This window comes from uncultured Lactobacillus sp. (genome assembly GCF_944327175.1).
In the GTDB taxonomy this organism is placed as follows: domain Bacteria; phylum Bacillota; class Bacilli; order Lactobacillales; family Lactobacillaceae; genus Lactobacillus.
Genome location: NZ_CALVGT010000032.1, coordinates 28,194 through 50,551, shown reverse-complemented (window position 1 = coordinate 50,551; position 22,358 = coordinate 28,194). Strand labels below are relative to the sequence as shown.

Annotated in this window: 20 protein-coding genes; all 20 read left to right on the top strand. The window is 50.9% G+C overall.

Features of this window, described 5'->3' with window-relative positions:
- The first annotated feature begins 7 nt into the window (after nucleotides 1-7).
- On the top strand, nucleotides 8-1,018 hold the full coding sequence (locus Q0J41_RS04595) for a GIY-YIG nuclease family protein (RefSeq protein WP_296226807.1): 1,011 nt from the start codon (nucleotides 8-10) through the stop codon (nucleotides 1,016-1,018).
- 163 nt (nucleotides 1,019-1,181) lie between these two features.
- A complete protein-coding gene (rpsB, locus tag Q0J41_RS04590; RefSeq protein ID WP_296226805.1) occupies nucleotides 1,182-1,943 on the top strand; it encodes a 30S ribosomal protein S2 in 762 nt (253 codons plus the stop codon).
- A gap of 63 nt (nucleotides 1,944-2,006) precedes the next feature.
- Entirely contained in the window at nucleotides 2,007-3,035 is a 1,029-nt protein-coding gene (gene tsf / locus Q0J41_RS04585) for a translation elongation factor Ts (RefSeq protein WP_296226802.1), read from the top strand.
- A 149-nt stretch (nucleotides 3,036-3,184) separates the two neighbouring features.
- Complete coding sequence (pyrH, locus tag Q0J41_RS04580) at nucleotides 3,185-3,910, top strand: UMP kinase (protein ID WP_296226799.1); 726 nt, start codon at nucleotides 3,185-3,187, stop codon at nucleotides 3,908-3,910.
- Nucleotides 3,910-4,467, top strand: a complete 558-nt coding sequence (gene frr / locus Q0J41_RS04575; protein ID WP_050890309.1) for a ribosome recycling factor — start codon at nucleotides 3,910-3,912, stop codon at nucleotides 4,465-4,467. Before pyrH ends, frr begins: the two co-directional genes overlap by 1 nt.
- A gap of 2 nt (nucleotides 4,468-4,469) precedes the next feature.
- Entirely contained in the window at nucleotides 4,470-5,201 is a 732-nt protein-coding gene (locus tag Q0J41_RS04570; protein WP_296226792.1) for an isoprenyl transferase, read from the top strand.
- Nucleotides 5,202-5,206: 5 nt separating this feature from the next.
- Nucleotides 5,207-6,004 carry a phosphatidate cytidylyltransferase gene (locus tag Q0J41_RS04565; protein WP_296226790.1) on the top strand — a complete coding sequence of 266 codons (798 nt, stop codon included), beginning with the start codon at nucleotides 5,207-5,209 and terminating at the stop codon, nucleotides 6,002-6,004.
- A gap of 9 nt (nucleotides 6,005-6,013) precedes the next feature.
- Nucleotides 6,014-7,261, top strand: a complete 1,248-nt coding sequence (rseP, locus tag Q0J41_RS04560; protein ID WP_296226789.1) for an RIP metalloprotease RseP — start codon at nucleotides 6,014-6,016, stop codon at nucleotides 7,259-7,261.
- Nucleotides 7,262-7,300: 39 nt separating this feature from the next.
- Complete coding sequence (locus Q0J41_RS04555; RefSeq protein ID WP_296226787.1) at nucleotides 7,301-8,998, top strand: proline--tRNA ligase; 1,698 nt, start codon at nucleotides 7,301-7,303, stop codon at nucleotides 8,996-8,998.
- A gap of 12 nt (nucleotides 8,999-9,010) precedes the next feature.
- The gene (locus tag Q0J41_RS04550; RefSeq protein WP_296226785.1) at nucleotides 9,011-13,348 is read left to right on the top strand and encodes a PolC-type DNA polymerase III; all 4,338 of its coding nucleotides are present in this window, start codon (nucleotides 9,011-9,013) and stop codon (nucleotides 13,346-13,348) included.
- A 109-nt stretch (nucleotides 13,349-13,457) separates the two neighbouring features.
- Nucleotides 13,458-13,934, top strand: coding sequence for a ribosome maturation factor RimP (gene rimP, locus Q0J41_RS04545; RefSeq protein ID WP_296226782.1), 477 nt, complete (start codon nucleotides 13,458-13,460; stop codon nucleotides 13,932-13,934).
- A gap of 19 nt (nucleotides 13,935-13,953) precedes the next feature.
- On the top strand, nucleotides 13,954-15,165 hold the full coding sequence (nusA, locus tag Q0J41_RS04540; protein ID WP_296226780.1) for a transcription termination factor NusA: 1,212 nt from the start codon (nucleotides 13,954-13,956) through the stop codon (nucleotides 15,163-15,165).
- 9 nt (nucleotides 15,166-15,174) lie between these two features.
- Nucleotides 15,175-15,474 (top strand): YlxR family protein, encoded by a 300-nt coding sequence (locus Q0J41_RS04535; protein ID WP_296226777.1) that lies wholly within the window; start codon nucleotides 15,175-15,177, stop codon nucleotides 15,472-15,474.
- Nucleotides 15,475-15,500: 26 nt separating this feature from the next.
- Complete coding sequence (locus Q0J41_RS04530) at nucleotides 15,501-15,785, top strand: ribosomal L7Ae/L30e/S12e/Gadd45 family protein (RefSeq protein WP_296226775.1); 285 nt, start codon at nucleotides 15,501-15,503, stop codon at nucleotides 15,783-15,785.
- A gap of 4 nt (nucleotides 15,786-15,789) precedes the next feature.
- A complete protein-coding gene (gene infB, locus Q0J41_RS04525) occupies nucleotides 15,790-18,255 on the top strand; it encodes a translation initiation factor IF-2 (protein WP_296226773.1) in 2,466 nt (821 codons plus the stop codon).
- 12 nt (nucleotides 18,256-18,267) lie between these two features.
- Nucleotides 18,268-18,630: a ribosome-binding factor A gene (locus tag Q0J41_RS04520; protein ID WP_270447765.1), complete on the top strand. Its 363-nt coding sequence runs from the start codon at nucleotides 18,268-18,270 to the stop codon at nucleotides 18,628-18,630.
- Nucleotides 18,631-18,679: 49 nt separating this feature from the next.
- On the top strand, nucleotides 18,680-19,576 hold the full coding sequence (truB, locus tag Q0J41_RS04515) for a tRNA pseudouridine(55) synthase TruB (protein ID WP_296226772.1): 897 nt from the start codon (nucleotides 18,680-18,682) through the stop codon (nucleotides 19,574-19,576).
- 14 nt (nucleotides 19,577-19,590) lie between these two features.
- A complete protein-coding gene (gene ribF / locus Q0J41_RS04510) occupies nucleotides 19,591-20,532 on the top strand; it encodes a riboflavin biosynthesis protein RibF (protein WP_296226771.1) in 942 nt (313 codons plus the stop codon).
- Nucleotides 20,533-20,668: 136 nt separating this feature from the next.
- Nucleotides 20,669-21,712: a heat-inducible transcriptional repressor HrcA gene (gene hrcA, locus Q0J41_RS04505; RefSeq protein WP_296226770.1), complete on the top strand. Its 1,044-nt coding sequence runs from the start codon at nucleotides 20,669-20,671 to the stop codon at nucleotides 21,710-21,712.
- Between the two features lie 11 nt (nucleotides 21,713-21,723).
- The gene (gene grpE / locus Q0J41_RS04500) at nucleotides 21,724-22,332 is read left to right on the top strand and encodes a nucleotide exchange factor GrpE (protein WP_296226769.1); all 609 of its coding nucleotides are present in this window, start codon (nucleotides 21,724-21,726) and stop codon (nucleotides 22,330-22,332) included.
- The last annotated feature ends 26 nt before the right edge of the window (nucleotides 22,333-22,358 follow it).

Sequence of the window (22,358 nt, the reverse complement as noted above, 5' to 3'; positions counted from 1 at the left end):
GAATTACATGATTGAACTTAAGGAAAATGAACGTATCGATTACATGCTGGGCGAGCAGCTGAAAATCATCCAGGACGGGCAGTCTTTTGCCTTTTCCCTGGACACCCTGCTTCTGGCTTACTGGGCCAAAGAAGCCATCAAAAACCGGTCCAAGGTGGTTGAACTCTGCAGCGGCAACGCGGCAGCCAGCCTCTACATGGCTGCTTTTAACAAGGCCCATTACGATGATGTTGAACTGCAAGAGGACATCGTTTACAAGGCCCGGCGATCGGTCGAATTAAACGATATGCAGGACAGGATCACGGTTCACCAGGGCAATGTCAAAGACGCGGGCAGCTTTTTGCGAAAAGACAGCTATGACGTCGTCGTGGTCAACCCGCCTTATTTCAAGGCCCCGGCCGGCCATAAGCTGAACCCGGACCGGTCTAAAGCCATTGCCCGCCATGAACTGGAAATCAACTTAGAGGAAATTATCGCCGTTTCAGCCGGCCTCTTGAAAATGAAGGGGAAGATGTTCATGGTCCACCGGCCAGAGCGGCTGGGTGAGATCATCAATTACGGCTTTAAACATGACCTGGCCGTTAAGACTGTCCAGCCATTTGTTTCTAGAAGAGGGCAAGATGCTAATTTGGTCATCGTTGAAGCGGTCAGAAGCGGGAAGGGTGACGGGCTGATTCTTCGCGATGCAATCGAAGTCCATGAGGCAGATGGCAGTAATACCCCAGCAATCAAGGAAATTTTAGAGGCCAAATTGCCGGAGGAAAAGCACTACTTCTATGTTCTCTTGTGCAGTGATGGCAGCTTTTACGGCGGCTATACCAACGATTTAAAGAAGAGGCTGGACGCTCATAATTCCGGTAAAGGCGCCAAGTACACCAAGAGCCGGCGGCCGGTGGAAATGATCTATCATGAAGAGTATGCCGACAAGCGGACGGCCATGCAGCGGGAATATTGGTTCAAGCACCATGACCGGGCATGGAAGGAAAAATTCCTCAAAGAGCAGGGGGTTAATTTTTAGGCGGAAAAGCTTGCGTTTAAAAGGAAAATCGAGTATGATAGACAAGCGTGCGATTGCACGCTAGAAAACACATCAAGAGCGATTGGCATTCAGGTGCCTAAAGACAAACGGTTGAATGCTGAAATGAACGCTTGAGAGGAAATAACCTAGGAGGAATTTATTTATGTCAGTTGTATCTATGAAGCAATTGCTTGAAGCTGGTGTACACTTTGGTCACCAAACCAGAAGATGGGACCCGAAGATGAAGCCATACATCTTCACTCAAAGAAACGGGATCTACATCATCGACTTGCAAAAGACCATCAAGATGCTTGACGACGCCTACAACTACGTTAAGGCTGTTGCTCAAGACGACGGTGTTTTCTTGTTCGTTGGTACCAAGAAGCAAGCTCAAGAAGCAATCGCTGAAGAAGCTACCCGTGCAGGTCAATACTACGTCAACCAACGCTGGTTGGGTGGTACTTTGACCAACTGGACTACTATCCAAAGCCGGGTTAAGCGTTTGAAGGACTTGAAGAAGATGGCTGAAGACGGCACCTTCGACGTACTGCCAAAGAAGGAAGTTGCTTTGCTGACCAAGGAATTGGACAAGCTGCAAAAGTTCCTGGGCGGTATCGAAGACATGCCTCGGATTCCTGACGTAATGTTCGTCGTTGACCCTAAGAAGGAAAAGATCGCCGTTCACGAAGCTAACAAGCTTGGTATCCCAGTTGTAGCCATGGTTGACACCAACACTGACCCAACTCCGATCGACGTAATCATCCCTTCAAACGACGACGCTATCCGTGCTATCCGCTTGATTGCCGGTGCTATGGCTGACGCCGTAATCGAAGGCAAGCAAGGTGCAGATAACGCCGACGTTGAAAAGGAATTGTCTGAAAGTGCTGAAGAAAACTCTGCTGAAGAAGTAGACGACGCTGAATAATTTGTCGTAAACTATCTTTAGGAAGAATTCTGTTATTTAGTTTGACCTGGAGGACTTTTTTAAATGGCAAACATTACTGCTAAGCAAGTCAAGGAATTGCGTGAAACTACTGGTGCCGGCGTCATGGACGCCAAGAAGGCCCTGGTTGAAGCCGAAGGCGACATGCAAAGAGCTATCGAAATCATCCACGAAAAGGGTGAAGCAAAGGCTGCCAAGAAGGCTAACCGGATTGCTGCTGAAGGTTTGACTGGCGTTTACGTTGACGGCAACGTTGCTGCTATCGTTGAAGTTAACGCTGAAACTGACTTCGTTGCTCAAAACGACCAGTTCAAGACTTTGGTTAACGAAACTGCTGAAACTATTGCCAAGGGCAAGCCAGCCAACAACGAAGAAGCTTTGGCATTGACCATGCCTTCAGGCGAAAGCCTTGAAGAAGCATACGTAAATGCTACTGCAACTATCGGCGAAAAGATTTCCTTCCGCCGCTTCGCTGTTCTTGAAAAGACTGATGACCAACACTTTGGCGCTTACCAACACAACGGCGGTCACATCGGCGTCTTGACTGTTCTTGAAGGCGGCGACGAAGCTTTGGCTAAGCACATTGCAATGCACATTGCCGCAATGAGCCCAAAGGTTCTTTCATACAAAGAACTTGATCCAGCTTTCGTTCGCGAAGAACTGGCTCAGCTCAACCACAAGATTGACCAAGACAACGAATCACGTGCCATGGTCAACAAGCCAGCTTTGCCACACCTTAAGTATGGTTCAAAGGCTCAATTGACTGACGAAGTCGTTGCTCAAGCTGAAGAAGACATCAAGGCAGAATTGAAGGCTGAAGGCAAGCCAGAAAAGATCTGGGACAAGATCATCCCAGGCAAGATGGCCCGCTTCATGCTGGACAACACCAAGGTTGACCAAGAAAACACCTTGCTTGCCCAACTTTACGTTATGGACGACAGCAAGACTGTTGAACAATACCTTGAATCAGTCAACGCTTCCGTAGTAAGCTTTGTTCGTTTCGAAGTCGGCGAAGGCATCGAAAAGAAGCAAGAAGACTTTGCTGCTGAAGTTGCTGCACAAATGAAGAACTAATTTCTTCTAGCAAGAAAAAGGATGGGGGAACCCATCCTTTTTTTGTCGGCAAATTTGCTTTTGCAAATTTAAGCTGGGGAAATAGCGTAAATAGGAGAGACAGTTTTCTGTTTTATGGTAAAATAGTTAGAGCTAATTAGGAGGGCATTATGAGTCAAGTTAAATATCATCGTATCATTTTGAAAATTTCCGGCGAAGCTTTGGCCGGGGAAAAGGGAACTGGCATTGACCCAACTGTGATCAAGAAATTGGCACATGAAATTAAGCTGGTTCATGACATGGGCGTGCAGATCGGCGTCGTTTGCGGCGGCGGCAACATGTGGCGCGGTGAAACCGGAGCCAAGCTGGGCATGGAAAGAGCTCAGGCTGACTACATGGGCATGCTGGCCACGATCATGAATGGCCTGGCCCTGCAAGATGGTCTGGAAACTGCCGGTGTGCCAACCAGACTGCAAACTTCAATCTCCATGCGACAAGTGGCTGAACCTTACATCCGCCGGGTGGCAATCAGCCACATGGAAAAGAACCGGGTCGTTATCTTCGGTGGCGGCACTGGCAACCCGTACTTCTCAACTGACACTACGGCTGCTTTGCGGGCAGCAGAAATTAACGCTGACGTGATCCTGATGGCCAAGAACGGGGTTGACGGGGTCTACACGGCTGACCCGAACCTGGATCCAAGCGCCAAGAAGTTTGCTGAACTGACCCAGCTGGACATGATCTCCAAGGGCCTGCAAGTCATGGACAGAACTGCCAGCTCCTTGTCCATGGATACCCATATTCCATTGATTGTCTTCAACGTCAACACTCCAGGCAACATCAAGCGGGTTGTTGAAGGCGAAAACATCGGGACCATTATCAGAGGTGACAAATAATGAACAACGAAACGATTGCTAAAGCAAAGAGCAACATGAACAAGTCCATCGAAGTCTACCAGAGCAATCTGGCGACTGTCCGGGCCGGGGTTGCCAACGCTTCCCTTTTGGACCGGGTTATGGTTGAATACTACGGGGTACCAACTCCGCTGGTGCAAATGGCCGGGATTACCATCCCAGAACCACGGGTTTTGATGATTACCCCTTACGACAAGACTTCCTTAAACGATATCGAACACGCCATTCTGGCTTCTGACCTGGGGCTTACCCCGGCCAATGACGGTAACGTTATCCGCCTGGTTATCCCGCAACTGACTGGGGAACGTCGGCAGGAAATTGCCAAGGAAGTCGGCAAGCTGGCTGAAGAAGCCAAGATCGCTGTCCGCAACGTTCGCCAGGAAGCCATGAAGGCTTTAAAGAAGCAGGAGAAAGACGGCGAAATCACTGAAGACGAAGAACGGCGCCTGGAAAAGGAAGTCCAGAAGGTCACTGACGAATCAACCAAGAAGATTGACCAAATGGCTGACAACAAGCGCAAGGAAATCACTCAGGGTTAATTATGGATAAGAATAAGCAGCTGAATCATTTGGCGATCATCATGGATGGCAATGGCCGCTGGGCGAAGAAGCGGCACATGCCGCGCTTCATGGGCCACAAGGCCGGGATGGACAACGTTGAAAAGATTGCGCTCGCGGCAGATGAGTTAGGAATTAAAGTCCTGACTCTTTATGCTTTTTCAACGGAAAACTGGGCCCGGCCAAAGGATGAAGTCAATTATTTGATGAACCTGCCGGTCAAGTTTTTTGACAAGTTCATGCCCCGCCTGCAGGCCCACAATGTTAAGGTCAACATCATGGGCTACCTGGATGCCTTGCCGGATTCAACCAGGGAAGTGGTTGAGCGGGCCATGGCGGAAACGGCTGGCAATACCGGCCTCGTATTGAATTTTGCCTTCAATTACGGGTCAAGAAAAGAAATCGTTTCAGCCGTGCAGGCTCTGGCTAAAAAAGCTGCTAGCGGGGAAATTGAGCCGGAGGCAATTACTGAAGACATGGTTTCCGCCAAGCTGATGACTGCCAAGTTTGCCCCTTATTCTGATCCAGACCTCTTGATCAGAACCTCTGGCGAGCAGAGAATCAGCAACTTCCTGCTCTGGCAGATTGCCTACTCAGAGCTTGCCTTTACGGACAAGGCCTGGCCGGACTTCGACGAAAACGACTTGGCCGAAATGGTTAAGATCTACCAGCACCGGGACCGGCGCTTTGGTAAATTAGATGAAACAGATAGTTAGGTAATATGAAACAAAGAGTAATTACAGCAGTTGTTGCCTTATTGATTTTTATCCCGGTCCTGGTTGCCGGGGGTATGTGGATTGACTGGCTGGCTGCCTTTTTGGCTGCTGTCGGCATTAGTGAAGTCTTCTTGATGAAGAAGCAGATTCTGGTCTCAGTTGACTTTACCCTAGCTGCCCTGGCCACCTTGACCTGGACCGTGCCCAATTCCTTCTTCGGCTTTTTGCCAAAACACTGGAGCAAGTGGGGCGTCTTTTATGCCTTGGTAATGCTGCTTTTGACCTGGACGGTTTTGTCTAAGAACAAGACGACTTTTGACGATATTGGCGTTTACGTCCTGTCAAGTTTGTATATTGGGACTGGTTTCCACTACCTGGCTGCGATCAGAAACAGCGATCCAGTCCATGGCTTGTGGCGCTTGCTCTTTGCCTTCGTGATTGTCTGGACAACTGATACGGCTGCCTACATGGTTGGCCGCAAGTTCGGCAAGCACAAGCTTTGGCCAGTAATCAGCCCGAACAAGACTTGGGAAGGGTCAATCGGGGCCGTGATCATCGCGGTTATCGTGACGGCAATTTATGTCAACCTGGCTCCAGTCGGCGGCGACAAGACGAGCTTGATCATTGCTTCCTTCTTCCTGTCAATCGCCGGCCAGATGGGCGACCTGGTTGAATCTGCCTACAAGCGCTTCTACGGCGTTAAAGACTCCGGCAAGATCTTGCCGGGTCACGGCGGGATCCTGGACCGGTTTGACAGTACGCTTTTCGTTTTGCCAATCGTCGCCCTGATCTTTGGGATTTAGGAGGTCACTGTGAAAAGTATTCTAGCCTTCATTATAGTTTTCGGCCTGGTGGTCTTTGTCCACGAATTTGGACACTTTTTCGTGGCGAAAAAGGCCGGTATTTTGGTGCGCGAATTTTCAATCGGCATGGGGCCAAAACTTGTTCAGTGGCGGCCAGGACAGACTACCTACACGATCCGCTGGCTGCCGCTTGGCGGCTATGTTCGCCTGGCTGGTCCCGACGAGCAGAGTGAAATCGACCCTGGGACGGCTGTTGTCTTGGAACTGAATGGGGCTGGAATTGTTACACGAATCGATGCTTCAGAATCGGACCTGCCAATTGAAGGCCGCCCTTTGCGGGTGACCAAGGCCGACCTGGTTGATGACTTGACGATTGAAGGATATGAAAACGGGGACGAGAGCCAGCTGGTGACCTACAAGGTCGACCATGACGCGACCATGATCGATGAAACGGGCACTGAACTGCAGATTGCTCCCCGGGACGTGCAGCTGCCGGCGGCCAAGCCTTGGAAGAAACTGTCAACCTCTTTTGCCGGACCTTTCATGAATATCGTTTTGGGCTTTGTGGTCTTGATGATCTACAGTTTTGCCTCAGTTGGCCCGGCAACGACGACTGTCGGTCAGGTAGCGGCTAATTCACCGGCCCAGCACCTTTTGCAAAAGGGTGACCAGATCATGGCCATCAACGGCCAGAAGATCAGCACTTTTGACCAGGTCAGCCAGGCAATCTCTTCTTCCAAGGGCAAGACAATGACTGTCAAGGTCAAGCGGAAGGGGAGCGAAAAGTCAGTCAAGCTGACGCCAAAGTACTCAAAGAAGACCAAGTCTTACCTGGTTGGCATCGTTGCCCAGGCCGACAATTCATTTTCCGCCAAGCTGAAGCGGGGTTGGGATTTCAGCTGGCAGGTGACGGGGATGATCTTCCAGGCCCTGGGCAACTTGTTCAAGCACTTCAGCTTAAACAAATTGTCTGGTCCAGTCGGGATCTACTCGGAAACCTCTAAGGCAACTTCCATGGGCCTAACCTATATGCTGGCCTTTGTCGGCATGCTGTCCATCAACCTGGGGATCGTCAACTTGATTCCGATTCCCGGCCTGGACGGGGGCAAGCTTTTGCTGGAACTCATCGAACTCCTGCGGGGCAAGCCGATTCCAGAGGAGCATGAAACAGTTGTTGACTTGATCGGGGTGGTCTTCTTGCTGATTTTGATCATCGCGGTAACTGGCAACGACATCTACCGCTACTTTATCAAGTAGTCCTTGAAATAATAAATGTTTAGGAGAATTTAGTTAATTATGCGTCAATCAATCTTTTTCATGCCGACGCTGAAGGAAACTCCAGCCGACGCGGTTGCAAAGAGCCACCAAGTAATGCTGCGGGGCGGCTACATCCGGCAAGTTACGGCTGGTGTCTACTCATACCTGCCGCTGGGTTACAAGGTCTTGCGCAAGACTGAAAAGATCATTGAAGAAGAAATGGCCAATGCTGGCGTGGTTGAAATGATCATGCCGCATATGCTGCCGGCTTCAATGTGGGAAGAATCCGGCCGTCTGCCGAAGTATGGTCCGGAAATGTTCCGTTTGAAGGACCGGCATGGCCGGGAAATGCTGCTGGGGCCAACCCACGAAGAAACCTTCACTGACGTGGTGGCTAAGAGCCTCAAGTCTTACAAACAAATGCCCCTGCACCTTTACCAGATTCAAACCAAGTTCCGGGATGAAAACCGGCCACGTTTCGGTCTTCTCCGGGGCAGAGAATTCGTAATGCTGGACGGCTACAGTTTTGCGGCCAGCCAAGAACAGCTGGATAAGCAGTTTGATGATGAAAAGGCAGCCTACCTCAAGATCTTCAAGCGCACGGGCGTGGAAGTCCGGCCAGTTATCGCTGATTCTGGGACTATGGGGGGCAAGAACTCCACTGAGTTCCAGGCACCTGCCGCTGTCGGTGAAGACACTATTGCCACCAACGCTTCTGGTACCTACGCCGCTAACCTGGAAATGGCCGTCAGCGTTGATACCTTCAAGCAAGAGCCTGAAGAACTGAAGGCAATGGAAAAGGTTGCTACTCCAGGCTGCGACTCAATTGACAAGCTGGCTGATTTCTTGCAAGTACCGGCAACCAGAATTGTCAAGAGCGTTCTCTACATCGTTGACGAAAAGAAGAAGGTTCTGGTTTTGATCCGGGCTGACAAAGAAGTCAACGAAGTCAAGCTGACTCACCTCTTGGACTGCGACAGCCTGCGGGTTGCTGAAACTAGCGACCTGGAAGAACTGACCGGGGCTGGTAAGGGCGGCGTTGGCCCGGTAAATGCTGACTGGGCTGACGAAATCGTGGCTGACGAAACTGTCAAAGGCCTCTACAACGTGGTTGTTGGTGCTGGTGAAAGCGATGCGCAATTCATCAATGCCAACCTGGACCGGGACTTCAAGGCTGACCGTTTTGCTGACCTCCGGGTTGCCAATGAAGGCGAACCTGACCCGGTTGACCATGAACCACTGCAGTTCACGACCTCAATTGAAGTTGGTCACATCTTCAAGCTGGGGACCTACTACACGGAAACCATGGGGGCCAAGTTCTTGGACCAAAACGGCAAGTCCCAACCGGTCATCATGGGCTCATACGGGATCGGGGTTACCCGCCTGCTTTCAGCCGTTGTTGAACAGCACGCGACTGAAAACGGGGTTGCTTGGCCAAAGGAAATCGCGCCATTTGGGATTCACATCATCCAGATGAAGATGAAGGATGAAACCCAAAGCAAGCTGGCCGAAGACCTGGAAGCTAAGTTTGCTAAGTATGACGTCCTTTACGATGACCGTAACGAACGTCCAGGCGTCAAGTTCAACGATGCTGACCTGGTTGGCGCGCCAATCAGAATTACTGTTGGCCGCGACGCGGCTGACGGGATCGTTGAAGTCAAGCGCCCAGGCGACGACCAGGCACAAAAGCTGGCCGTTACCGACCTGGAAGACTTTATTGCCAGCGAATTAGATTAGGATTGAACTCTCGTGACTGATAAAAACCAACTTTTTCTTAAATTGTTAAAACAGGTCGGCTTCCCGGCAGGGGCAGCTGACGAGGCGGTTTTACAGGCAGGGGAGATAAAAAACGTGGATGTCTACAGAAAAGAACGTAGATGGGATATCCACGTTTTTTTTACTACTCCACTGCGCTTTGAAAGCTACAATGCCTTGAACCAGGCAATCAAGCATGAATTTAATGACTTTGTCGACACCCGCTTGTTAGTTGAAACGGCTGATGGTCAGCAGCAGTACCTGCCAGACTACTGGCATTACGTGGTTGAAAATTCAGAAGTCTTGTCTGCCAATCCGGCGGCCCAGAGTTTCCTGGTTGGGCAGACGCCTCATGAAGATAGTGGCCGCTGGGTTATTCCAGTTAGCGGCCAGCTTTTTGATAAAATGCTGGAGCAGCGGCTTTTAGACAGTTTCTCTTTAGAACTGCGCGATTATGGCTTCTTTAACGTCAAGCTTTTGACAGAAGTTGATGACCAGGCTGGGCAAAGCGACTTTGAAAGCCTGGCCCAGCTGGTGGAAGCCCATGAAAAGAACATGCAGGAAGCCTTCCAGCAGGCCCCGGCCAAGCCCAAGCCAGCTCCCCGGTCCAGCTACCAGGGCCGGCGGGGTAAGAAGACCAGCTTTGGCCCAGGCGCCATCAGTGACAAGGCAGAAATCACCCAGTTGAAGGATTTGTCAGAAGACCAGCGTAGCGCGGTTGTCGAAGGCCATGTCTTCAAGGCGGAAATGCAGGAACTGCGGTCGGGTTCCTTTATTTTTAATGGGGAAATGACTGACTATACCGGCTCCATCTCCTTTAAGAAATTTGTCCGTGATTCTGACAAGGAAGAAATCGAATACTTGAAGGGGATCAAGCCTGGTGTCTGGATCCGCATGCAGGGCAGTCTTAAAGACGACCAGTACGCCCATGATTTAATCTTCAACATCTACAGCATGGAATTAACCGAGCACGTGGGCCGGAAAGAAGCCTACCAGGGTGAAGAAAAGCACGTGGAATTGCACGTCCACACCAACATGAGCCAGCTGGACGCGACAGCTGACGTGGCGGACATCATCAAGACAGCCAAGAAGTTCGGCCAGCCCGCCATTGCCATCACTGACCATGCCGATCTGCAGGCCCTGCCGAATGCTTTTGAAGCGGGCAAAAAGACCGGGATGAAGGTCATCATGGGCCTGGAAGCCAACATGGTTGAAGACCACGGCCTGCTGGTTTTAAACCCGGCTCACATGCCATATGAAGACCAGGAATTCGTCATTTTCGACGTTGAAACGACCGGTCTGTCTTCGGTTTACGACACGATCATTGAAATCGGGGCCGTCAAGATGAAGAACGGGGAAGTGATTGAACGCTTCGACAAGTTCATCAATCCCCACCACCCTTTGTCTGAAACTACGATTAACTTGACTTCAATCACCGACGAGATGGTTCAGGCAGCTGATGACGAAGATGTCGTGATCAAACAGTTCATGGATTTTTACGGTAGTGACCCGCTCTGCGGACACAATGTCCAGTTTGACGTGGGCTTCGTTGACGCGGCTTTGAAGCGCTGCGGCTACCCGGAAATCAGCCAGCCGGTCGTCGACACTTTGGAAGTTTCCCGCCTCCTGCACCCGGAACAGTCCCGCCACACCCTGGACTCGCTTTGTCGCAAGTACAATGTGGTCCTGGAACACCACCACCGGGCCAACCAGGACGCCGAGGCAACCGGCTATTTGATGTTCAAACTTTTAGATGCCTTTAACGACAAGTACCAGGAAGACGACCTGGGCAAGATGAACGACTACAGCAACGGGGAAGGCTACAAGCGGGCCCGGCCGACCCATATTACGGTCTTAGCCCAGAACCAAAAGCCAGGCCTGCGGAATTTGTATGAACTGGTTTCCTTGGCCGGAATCAAGTATAACTTCAAGGGGCTCAGAACTCCTAAGTCAGAACTCCGCCGCCTGCACGCTGGCCTTTTGTACGGGTCTGCCTGCAGCCAGGGGGAAGTCTTCATTGCCATGATGCAGAAGGGTTATGAAGAAGCCAAAAAGAAGGCGGAATTCTACGACTTTTTGGAAATCCAGCCGCCGTCAAACTATTCAAGCCTGATCGCGGATGGCTTGATTGCCGACGAAGGTCAGCTGGGAGAAATTCTGACTAATATCTACAAGCTGGGCAAGGAACTGGACAAGCCAGTCGTAGCAACCAGCGATGCCCACTATATCGACAAGCATGAAGCCATTTACCGGGACGTATTGCTGGCTGCCCAAAGGGGTAATCCAAACCGCAACAAGCAGCACCCTGACCTGCACTTCTATACCACCCAGGAGATGCTGGATGAATTCAGCTTCATGGGCGAAGAAGTTGCCAAAGAAGTGGTTATCACTAACCCCAACAAGATCAATGCCATGATCGATGAAGGGGTGCAGCCGGTCCAAGACGAAAGCTTCCCGCCAAAGATTCCGCATACGGCTGAGCGGGTACGCAAGCTAACCTATGACAAGGCCCACGAACTTTATGGTGATCCCTTGCCGGACAATATCCAGGCGCGGCTTGACCGGGAGCTTGATGCCATTATCGGTAACGGCTATGGGGTCGTTTACCTGATTTCCCAGATGCTGGTGGCCAAGTCAGTTAAAGATGGCTACCTGGTCGGCTCCCGGGGCTCTGTCGGCTCCAGTCTGGTCGCGACCATGATGGGGATCACGGAAATCAACCCTATGCCGCCCCACTACCGCTGCCCGAAGTGCAAGAAGTCAGAATTTTTTGAAAACGGCGAATACGCCTCCGGCTTTGACTTGCCGGATAAAAAGTGTCCAGACTGCCAGGTCATGATGGTTAAAGACGGGCAGAACATCCCATTTGAAACCTTCCTGGGCTTCCACGGCGACAAGGTGCCCGACATCGACTTGAACTTCTCTGGTGACTACCAGCCAGTTGCCCACAATTTCATCAGAGTTATGTTTGGGCCAAACCACTCCTTTAAAGCCGGTACGGTTGGTACCCTGGCCGATAAAAAGGCGATTGGCTATGCCAAGCACTACCAGGACGAGCACCCGGAAATCAAGATGAACAACGCGGAAGTTGACCGCCTGGCCATCGGGGTTACCGGGGTCAAGGCCACGACTGGCCAGCACCCGGCCGGGATCGTCGTTTTGCCGGATGACAAGGATATCTATGAACTGACCCCTTTGCAGTATCCATCAGATGATATTTCCAAGGAGTGGAAGACGACCCACTTTGACTTCCACCAGATCCACGACAACCTCTTGAAGTTCGATATCCTGGGTCACCAGGACCCGACTATGATCAGAATGCTGCAGGACTTGTCCGGGATTGATCCTTTGACGATTCCAACAGATGACCCTAAGGTCATGTCCCTCTTCTCCAGTCCGGAAGCCTTGGGGGTTACCCCAGAGCAGATTAATTCCAAGACCGGGACCCTGGGCCTGCCGGAATTCGGGACGCCTTTTGTCCGGGGGATGCTGGAAGAGACCAAACCGTCTACTTTTGCCGAACTCCTGCAGATTTCCGGCCTATCCCACGGGACGGACGTCTGGCTGGGCAATGCCGAAGAACTGATTAACAACGGCACTTGCAAGTTGAAGAGCGTGATCGGCTGCCGTGACAACATCATGACTGACTTGATCCACTGGGGCGTGCCTAACGAAGTTGCTTTTTGGACCATGGAAACCGTTCGGAAGGGGAAGGGGATTTCTGACGAGAACATGGCCGTTTTAAAGGAAAACAAGAATATTCCAGACTGGTACATTCCGTCCTGCTTAAAGATCAAGTACATGTTCCCGAAGGCCCACGCGGCCGCCTACATCTTGATGGCTCTGCGGGTAGCATGGTTTAAGGTCTACTACCCAGAGATCTACTATGCTTCCTACTTCTCAGTCAGAGCTGACAAGGTTGACCTGGAAGCCATGAGCCGGGGCAAGAACACAGTTGTTGCCTTGATCAACCGGATCAAGGAAAAAGGGACGGCGGCTACCAAGCTGGAAAAGGACCTGCAGACCTACATGGAACTGGTCAATGAAGCCATTGAGCGGGGAATCAACTTTAAAATGGTCGACATCAACGAGTCTGAAGCTACAACCTACAAGATTGTTGACAAGCACACGATTCTGGCTCCGTTTAACGCGGTTGACGGCTTGGGCGACTCTGCCGCCAAGCAGATCGTGGCCGCCCGCAGTGAAGCACCGTTTTTGTCAAAAGAAGACCTGCAGGTACGGGGCAAGGTTTCCCAGAAGATTATGGACTTCTTTGAAAACAACAATGTCTTAGAGGGGATGCCTGATCAAAACCAACTTTCTCTCTTCTAAGAGCTTCCTATTTACAAGTGGGAAAAATTTTGTTATAATCTTTTTCAGATCGAATATGGTAAATTCGAGTGAGCAGCAATGCTCACTCTTTTTATTACGGAGGAAAATTTTGCCAAAAAACTTAACACCTATCCAAGAAGCAATCGAACCGGTCATTATCGGTCATGACTGTGAACTTGTTGATTTGGAATATGTCAAGGAAAAGAGTCAAGACTATCTGCGAATCTACGTGGACAAGCAGCCAAACGGGATTGACATCGAAACGATTGCGGAGCTGAGTGAGTTGGTTGGAGAAAAATTGGACTTAATGCAGCCAGATCCGCTGCCAGACCCGTATATTTTGGAACTGTCCTCACCAGGACTGGAAAGACCGATCAAGAAGGAGCAGGACTGGGAAAAGGCCAAGGGTCAGTATATCCACGTCGGTCTCTATCAAAAATTGGAAGGCGAGAAGGTCTTTGAAGGTCATTTGCTTGACCTGGATGACCAGGAGATTAAACTGGAAATCAAGATCAAGACCCGGCGCAAGCAGCTGACTATTCCGCGCAAGCAGATCGCCAGCGCCCGTTTTGCAATCGAATTTTAGAAAGAGTGATCCAAAACTTATGTCAAAAGAAATGCTGGAAGCCTTTGACGTCTTGGAAAAGACCAAGGGCATCAAACAAGATGTTATCGTTGAAGCCATGAAGGCCGCTCTGGCCGCTGCCTACAAGAAGAACTACGGCCAGGCTGAAAATGTTGAAATCGACTTTAATGAAAAGAAGGGCGACTTTAAGGTTATGGCTTTGAAGACGGTAGTTGACGAAGTGCAAGACGACCGGGTGGAAGTCAGCTTAAAGGATGCCCTGGCCATCAACCGGGCTTACGAAGTTGGCGACACGATCAAGTTCGAAGTTACCCCAAAGAACTTTGGCCGGACCGCGGCAGCTACGGCCAAGCAGGTCGTAATGCAGCGGCTGCGGGAAGCTGAAAATGCCCACATCGTCAACGAGTACTCTCAATACGAAGATGAACTGGTAACCGGGACGGTGGAAAGAACCGACAACCGTTTCGTTTACGTCAACATTGGCAATGTTGAAGCCGTTATGGACATCAAGCGCGACACTATTCCAGGTGAACACTACAACCCGCAAGACCGGGTCCGCGTCCTGGTAACTAAGGTTGGCGCTGACGGCAAGGGGGCCCAGATCCGGGTGTCCCGGACTGCTCCGGACGTAGTTAAGCGGCTTTTTGAACAAGAAGTGCCGGAAATCTTTGACGGGACCGTTGAAATCATGTCCATCGCCCGGGAAGCCGGCGAAAGAACCAAGATCGCCGTTAAGTCCAACGACCCGAACATCGACCCGGTTGGTACCTGTGTCGGCCCAAGAGGGACCCGTGTCCAAAACGTGGTCAACGAACTGGGCGGGGAAAACATCGACATCGTGCAGTACGAAGAAGACCCATCTGACTACATCGCCAATGCCTTGAACCCAGCTGAAGTCATCGCTGTTCAGTTTGAAGACGAAGACGATGAAAAGAAGGCCTTTGTGATCGTGCCGGACTACCAGCTTTCCCTGGCCATCGGCAAGAAGGGGCAAAACGTCCGCCTGGCTGCCCGCTTGACTGGCTACAAGATTGACATCCGGCCAGAATCTGAAGTCGAATTTGTTGACGAAAGCGAAGTAGAAGACGAAACTGAAGTAGCAGAAGAACAAGACCTGGATCAAGCAGCAGCAACTGAAGAAGAAGCAGCAGATGAACAAGCAGAAAGTGAAACTGATGAAAGTACTGAAGCTGAAGAAGCGGAAGACCTGGATCTTGACGAAGAAGAATAGGTGATTTCCTTGAAAAAGAGAAAAATCCCCATGCGGAAAGACTTGTTGACCGATACGATGCAGCCGAAGAAGGACCTGGTCAGAATCGTTGTCGACAAGGAAAAGAATGTTTTTGTTGATCCAAGTGGCAAGAAGCCAGGCCGCGGCGCTTATGTTTCCTTAGAACCGGAGAAGATCGCGGCTGCCCGGAAGTCAAAGGTACTGGAACGCAGTTTGGGCGTGAAGGTCGCCGATGAATTTTACGACGAGCTCTTCGCTTACGTGGACCACCAGAAGGCAAGAAAAGAATTATTTGGTGATCAAAAATAATTAACAACCGAGAGAAAGCCTTAAACTTGCTTGGTTTGGCCACCCGGGCCGGGAAGACCGTTTCGGGTACGGACATCGTTTTGGCCAAATTAAAGAAAGGCAAGCTTAAGTGCGTTATCATCGCGAATGATTTAGCAGAAAACAGCCGGAGCGAGATTGAAGCCGCCTTGAAGGCCCACCCAACGCCATTGGTCGGCGTTTTTACGGAAGCTGAACTCAGCCAGGCTGTAGGTAAGAAACGCAAAGTTTTGGCATTAACAGATCGTGGTTTTGCGAAAGCCTTGCTGGATAAGATTAAAGAAGGAGTGTGATCTAATGACCAAGAAACAAGAAAACGAAACTTCAAAGGAATTGGGCATGGATAACAAGAAAACCAGCGGCAAGTCTGGTAAATTAAAGATTTCAGTCAGTGCGATTCGCAAGGGCGAAAAGAAGACTGAAGGCAAGAGATCAAATACCCGCCGCCGGGCAAACAACCACTCTAACGACCACAGCAAGCGCCGCCGGCCAGCCGCCCAGGATTTGCTGAAGGACCTCAAGCAAAAGCAGCGGGCTGACGAAGTCCGTCTGGACCAGGAAAGCAAGGCTGCTAAGCGGGAATACAAGAAGTCCTTGAACAAGGTTGCGGCCAGTGAAAGCAAGCCGGTTGTCAAGAAGGTCGAAAGTGCTGAAAAGACAGCTGAAGCACCAAAGGTCCGCGGGCCAAAGATCTTGAAGCCATCCCCAGCCCGCTTGAAGCAAAACCAGGCAAGCAGTGCAAAGCCAGCTGCCAAGCCTTCATCTTCTCGCCGGCCCAGTTCACGGCCAAGCTTCACTGAAGTGCCAATGCCGGAAAACAAGGATAACCGCCGCAGAAACAGCGGCAAGCCTGGCCGCAAGGGGCAAAACTCCTACGCTGACCAGGGCCGGGGCGCAAATAGTGACCGCAGCGAACGGCGCAAGCGCAAGAACAAGAAGTACCAAAATACCCCGCAAGTCAAGAAGCAGGTTACCCAAAGAAAGGATCGTCCGCTTCCAGAAAGCTTTGAATACGAAGTCGGCATGAACGCTCAAGACCTGGGTAAGATCCTCCACCGGGAACCAGCTGAAATCGTGAAGAAGCTCTTCATGTTGGGGATCATGACCAACCAGAACCAGTCACTGGACAAGGACACCATCGAACTGCTGGCTGCTGACTACGGCATCGAAGCTGTTGAAAAGGTCCACGAAGACATTTCCGACATCGACAACATTTTCGCCCAGGAAATGGAAGAGTCCAAGAACTCTGAAAACCAGGTTGTCCGTCCGCCAGTCGTCACCATCATGGGGCACGTCGACCACGGTAAGACCACCTTGCTGGACCGCCTGCGCCACACCCGGGTTTCTGAACACGAAGCCGGCGGGATCACCCAGAACATCGGGGCCTACCAGGTCCGGATCAACGACCGTTTGATCACCTTCCTGGACACTCCAGGTCACGCGGCCTTCTCAAGCATGCGGGCCCGCGGGGCGGAAATCACCGACATTGTCGTTTTGATCGTTGCCGCTGATGACGGGGTTATGCCGCAGACCATTGAAGCTATCGACCACGCCAAGAGCGCGGGCGTGCCAATCATTGTGGCCATCAACAAGATGGACCGGCCAGGCGCCAACCCTGCCCACGTCACTGAACAATTGATGCAGTATGAACTGATTCCGGAAAATTACGGCGGTTCAACCATCTTCGTTAACATCTCAGCCAAGACCGGGATGGGGATCGATGAACTTTTGGAAAACATCATCCTTGAAGCCGACATGCTGGAACTGAAGGCTGATCCGAAGCAAAAGGCCATCGGTACTGTTGTTGAAGCCCGTTTGTCCCGGGGCAAGGGGCCGGTTGCCGACGTTTTGATCCAGCAGGGGACCCTGCGGGTCGGTGACCCAATCGTTGTCGGTGACACTTTTGGCCGCGTCCGGACCATGACCAACGACAAAGGCCACCAGGTCAAGAAGGCTACGCCGTCAATGCCAGTTGAAATTACTGGTTTGAACGACGTGCCGGAATCAGCCGACAAGCTGGTTGTCTTTGACGATGAAAAGACTGCCCGCGCGGTTGGTGAAGCCCGGGCACAGCAATCCTTGCAAAAGCAGCGGGAAAACGTTCAGCACGTTACTCTGGACAACCTCTTTGACACGATGAAGCGGGAAAGCATGAAGTCTGTTGACATCGTTTTGAAGGCTGACGTGCAAGGGTCTGCCGAAGCCTTGGCTCAATCCTTCCAAAAGATCGACGTTGAAGGCGTCCGGGTTAACATTATTCACTCCGGCGTCGGGGCCATCAACGAAAGTGACGTTACTCTGGCCAGCGCTTCAAACGCCTTGATTATCGGTTTCAACGTCCGGCCAACGGCTACGGCCAAGAGCCAGGCTGCCCAAGAAGGCGTCGACATCCGCCTTTACAGCATCATCTACAAGGCGATCGATGACGTTAAGGCCGCTATGCAAGGGATGCTGGAACCAACTTACGAGGAAAAGGTTATCGGTAACCTTACTGTCCGTGAAACTTGGAAGGTATCCAAGATCGGGACAATCGCTGGTGCCTTTGTCGACAGTGGTTACGTGACTAGAGAATCAGGCATTCGGGTTATCAGAGACGGCGTGGTCAAGTACGACGGCAAGGTTGCTTCATTGCGCCGGTTCAAGGATGACGTCAAGGAAGTCAAGGCAGGCTTTGACTGTGGTTTGACCATTGAAAACTTCAACGACATCAAGGAAGGCGACGAACTGGAAGCCTACGAAATGCAGGAAGTTAAGCCAGGTTAACAGGAGGCTGAAATGAAGCACAGAAAAGGACGGGTTGAAGGCGAAATCTTGCGGGAGCTGACTAAGATCATCCGCAAGAACATCCGCGATCCCCGGGTCAGCGACGTGACTTTTACCGCCGTGGAGTGCAGCAATGATTTTTCATACGCGACTGTCTACTACAGTCTGCTGACTGAAGATGAACAGGCGCAAAAAGAAGCGGAAGCCGGTTTGGAAAAGGCTAAGGGAACCATGCGGCACTTGCTCGGCCAGAGCTTGACCATGTACAAGGTTCCGGAACTGATTTTCAAGCGGGACCAGTCCGTGATTTACGGCAGCAAGATCGACCGTTTGCTCGCTGACTTGAAGAAGCAGGAACAAGATCGCCAGAACTAGCAAAAAGCGCCTTCGGGCGCTTTTTTGCGTTTTAAGCAAGGAGAAAACAATGTTCAATGGAATTATCGTAATCGACAAGGCAGCGGGCATGACCAGCGGGGATGTGGTTTATAAGTTGCGTCGGCTCTTAAAGCAAAAGAAGATCGGCCATGCCGGGACCCTGGACCCGGAAGTCACTGGCGTTTTGCCTATTGCTCTGGGCCAGGCAACAAAACTGATTGAGCTGATGCATCAGCGGCCAAAAGCTTACGTTGGTGAAGGGATGCTGGGCCTGGCCACGGACTCTTATGACCTGGAGGGGAAAGTTTTGGCAGTGAAAAAACTGATTGAGCCAGTCAGTGACCAGGCCATTAAAGAGGCTATGCAGGCTTTGACCGGGGAAATCGTCCAGCAGCCGCCAATTTATTCCGCCGTCAGGGTGAATGGCAAGCGCCTTTACGAATATGCCAGAGAAGGGATTTCAGTTGATCGGCCTAAGCGGTCTGTCCAGGTTTTCCGCTATGATTTGACGCGGCCTAGCCAGTTTGACCCTGAAAAGGGCCGGCAGACATTTTCTTACGAAGTCGAATGCTCCAAGGGGACCTATGTCCGCAGTCTGGTCAACGATCTGGGTGAAAAATTGGGTCTGCCGGCAGTGATGACCAAACTGCGGCGGACGGCCAGCTCCGGCTACAAGCTGCAAGACGCGGTAACTTTGGAAGAACTGGCGGAAAATCTGGACCATGCTGAAGATTATATTCAGCCAATCGACAGCTTTTTCGCTGACTACCCGCAATTTGATTTAGACGATGCCTTATGGCAACAGGTGAAAAACGGGGCCTGGATCAAACTTACTCTTGATGCAGACAAGGTCGCTTTGCGGTATAATGAAAAAGTTAAAGCGATTTACCGGGCTAAGGGACAAGGTCTCTACTGTCCGGACCTAATGCTTTTAGCTAATGAGTAATTGAGGGATTAAGTTTGAAAGTAATAAATCTAAGCTATCCGTTCAAGGAAGAACTGACGGCCGGCAAGGTTGTGCTGGCTCTGGGCTTTTTTGACGGAGTTCATATCGGCCACCAGAAGTTGATCAAGGAAGCCCGGATAATTGCAGATGAGAAGGATCTGCCATTGATGGTGCTGACCTTTGACCGCCACCCCAAGGAGGTCTATGCCGGGGTCAAGAACTTTGAGTACCTGAACACCCCGGAGGAAAAGGCCTACGAAATGTCCAAGATCGGGGTCGACTACCTGGTAATTCTCAAGTTCACCCCGGAATTCAGCCAGCTGGCCCCCCAGGCCTTCGTTGATGAAATTATCATGGGCCTGAAGGCAGACACGGTTGTTGCCGGCTTTGACTACAGCTATGGCCCAAAGGATGTGGCCAACATGGAAAATCTGCCCGTCTTTGCCAAGGGCCGCTTTGACATCAAGGTGGTCCCGAAGCAGATCTTTGCCGGGGAAAAAATCGGTTCAACTGAAATCCGCCAGGCTGTGAAAAGTGGCAATCTCCGCTTGGCCACGGAGCTTTTGGGTCATCCGTATTTGACCAGCGGCAAAGTCGTCCACGGCTTCAGAAATGGCCACAAACTGGGCTTCCCAACTGCGAATCTGGAATTGGCCTGGCCAAAAGTTCTGCCGAAAATCGGCGTCTACGCGACCATGACCCAGGTGGGAGACAGCTGGTACCAGTCAATGACCAGTGTCGGCTACAATGTCACCTTCAATGATGAGAAGAAGATTTACATCGAATCTAATATCTTCGACTTTGACCAGGACATCTACGGCCAGCAAATTACCATCGCCTGGTACAAGTATCTGCGCGGGGAAGAAAAGTTTGCCGACATGGCGGCTTTAAGCGAGCAGCTGAAGCTGGACCAGGTCGCCAGTGAAAACTATTTCAGTTCACTGATTAAGCAGTAATAAGAACGGTCTTTTTAAAGAGACCGTTTTTTTGTGGGATTTTTTTAGCATTCTCCTTGACTAACTGCTAATTTCTTGTTAATCTATACCATGTTAGCACATGAAAGATGTGAGTGCTAAAAGTGAGGGCGATGTTATGTTGACCGAACGTCAAGAACTTATTCTAAAGACAATTATTCAAGACTTTACCAAGACGCATGAGCCGATTGGCTCAAAGACAGTCATGAATCAATTGCCGATTAAAGTGTCCAGCGCGACCATCCGCAATGAGATGGCAGTCCTGGAAGAGCATGGCTTGATTGAAAAGACCCACTCCTCCAGTGGCCGTGTGCCATCGACTGAGGGTTACCGCTACTACCTGGACAATTTAGTGCAGCCGTTGCAGCTGCCGGAAGAAATTTACAATCAAATTGGCTACCAGTTTGACCAGCCGTTCAACCAAGTGGACGAGATCGTCAAGGAAGCCGCCAGGATCCTGTCAGACCTGACTGACTACACGGCCTTTGCTGAAGGGCCGGAAGTCAAGAATATCAGCATTACGGGCTTCAGAATCGTGCCCCTGGCTCCCCGGCAGGTCATGGCTATCCTGGTAACCAGCGATGGGAGCGTCAAGAACCAGCTTTACACCTTGCCGCGGCACATCTCAGGGGATGAAATTGAACAAGCTGTCCGCTTGATCAATGACCAGCTGGTTGGCAAGAATCTAAGCGAAATCAATAAGCAGACTTTTGAGCAATTGTCCAGCTCCAATATTGTCGGCAAGAACGCCCCGGAATTTCTGGAGCTTTTGGAAGCCGTCATTAAAGACGCGGCAAGCGAGCAGCTGTACGTTGACGGTCAGCTGAACCTGCTCAATAATACAGAAAACAGCGATTTAAAAGATATCAAGTCGCTCTATGAACTGATCAATTCCAGCTCTTTAGCTGATGAGCTAATTGATCTGAGTGACAGTCACGGCCATTATCCAGTTCATGTCCGCTTAGGCAGTGAGTTGCAAAATGACCTGCTCAAGGACTTCAGCCTGGTGACGGCTGAATATAGTGTGGGCCGCTACGGCCGGGGGACGATCGCCCTGCTGGGGCCGAGAAACATGCCTTATTCGGAAATGATCGGCTTGATGGAATACTTCCGCCAGGAACTGGCCCGCAAGTTGTTAGATTACTATGGCAGATTTAAATAAGGAGGTTTGTCGTGAGCAAAGAAGAATTTCCAAGTGAGAAGGATTTGCCGCAAGAAGACCAGGAAAAGCAAGCCAAGTCAGCTGAAGCTGACAAGGGCAGCGTAAAAGAAGACAAAAAAGAAGAAGTTAAAGAAGACAAGACAACTGATGCAGAATTGGACCAGCTCAAGGCTGAAGTTGCCGCTTTGACCCAGAAGAACAAGGACCTGGAAGACAAATACTTAAGAAGCGAAGCTGAGATTCAAAACGCCCAGCGCCGCTACAGCAAGGAAAGAGCCAACCTGGTCAAGTACGAGTCCCAGCGTCTGGGCAAGGATATCCTGGCCAGCGTAGACAACTTGGAAAGAGCCCTCCAGGTCAAGGCCGACGACGAGGCTTCCAGCCAGCTGAAGAAAGGGATCGAAATGACCCTGGAAGGCTTGATCAGAGCCTTGAAGGACAACGGCATTGAAGAAATCAAGGCTGATGGCGAAAAGTTTGATCCGACATTGCACCAGGCGGTCCAAAGCGTACCGGCTGAAAATGATGATCAAAAAGACCATGTCGTTCAGGTTCTGCAAAAGGGTTACGTCTACAAGGACCGGACCCTGCGGCCGGCCATGGTTGTCGTTGCCCAGTAAGGCAATTTTTTAAATAAAGCAATAAA

Excerpts from the sequence above, each read along its gene's own strand:
- Q0J41_RS04595 (WP_296226807.1), top strand. The coding sequence starts at position 8 with ATGATTGAACTTAAGGAAAATGAACGTATCGATTACATGCTGGGCGAG.
- rpsB (WP_296226805.1), top strand. The coding sequence starts at position 1,182 with ATGTCAGTTGTATCTATGAAGCAATTGCTTGAAGCTGGTGTACACTTT.
- tsf (WP_296226802.1), top strand. The coding sequence starts at position 2,007 with ATGGCAAACATTACTGCTAAGCAAGTCAAGGAATTGCGTGAAACTACT.
- pyrH (WP_296226799.1), top strand. The coding sequence starts at position 3,185 with ATGAGTCAAGTTAAATATCATCGTATCATTTTGAAAATTTCCGGCGAA.
- frr (WP_050890309.1), top strand. The coding sequence starts at position 3,910 with ATGAACAACGAAACGATTGCTAAAGCAAAGAGCAACATGAACAAGTCC.
- Q0J41_RS04570 (WP_296226792.1), top strand. The coding sequence starts at position 4,470 with ATGGATAAGAATAAGCAGCTGAATCATTTGGCGATCATCATGGATGGC.
- Q0J41_RS04565 (WP_296226790.1), top strand. The coding sequence starts at position 5,207 with ATGAAACAAAGAGTAATTACAGCAGTTGTTGCCTTATTGATTTTTATC.
- Q0J41_RS04555 (WP_296226787.1), top strand. The coding sequence starts at position 7,301 with ATGCGTCAATCAATCTTTTTCATGCCGACGCTGAAGGAAACTCCAGCC.
- nusA (WP_296226780.1), top strand. The coding sequence starts at position 13,954 with ATGTCAAAAGAAATGCTGGAAGCCTTTGACGTCTTGGAAAAGACCAAG.
- infB (WP_296226773.1), top strand. The coding sequence starts at position 15,790 with ATGACCAAGAAACAAGAAAACGAAACTTCAAAGGAATTGGGCATGGAT.
- Q0J41_RS04520 (WP_270447765.1), top strand. The coding sequence starts at position 18,268 with ATGAAGCACAGAAAAGGACGGGTTGAAGGCGAAATCTTGCGGGAGCTG.
- truB (WP_296226772.1), top strand. The coding sequence starts at position 18,680 with ATGTTCAATGGAATTATCGTAATCGACAAGGCAGCGGGCATGACCAGC.
- hrcA (WP_296226770.1), top strand. The coding sequence starts at position 20,669 with ATGTTGACCGAACGTCAAGAACTTATTCTAAAGACAATTATTCAAGAC.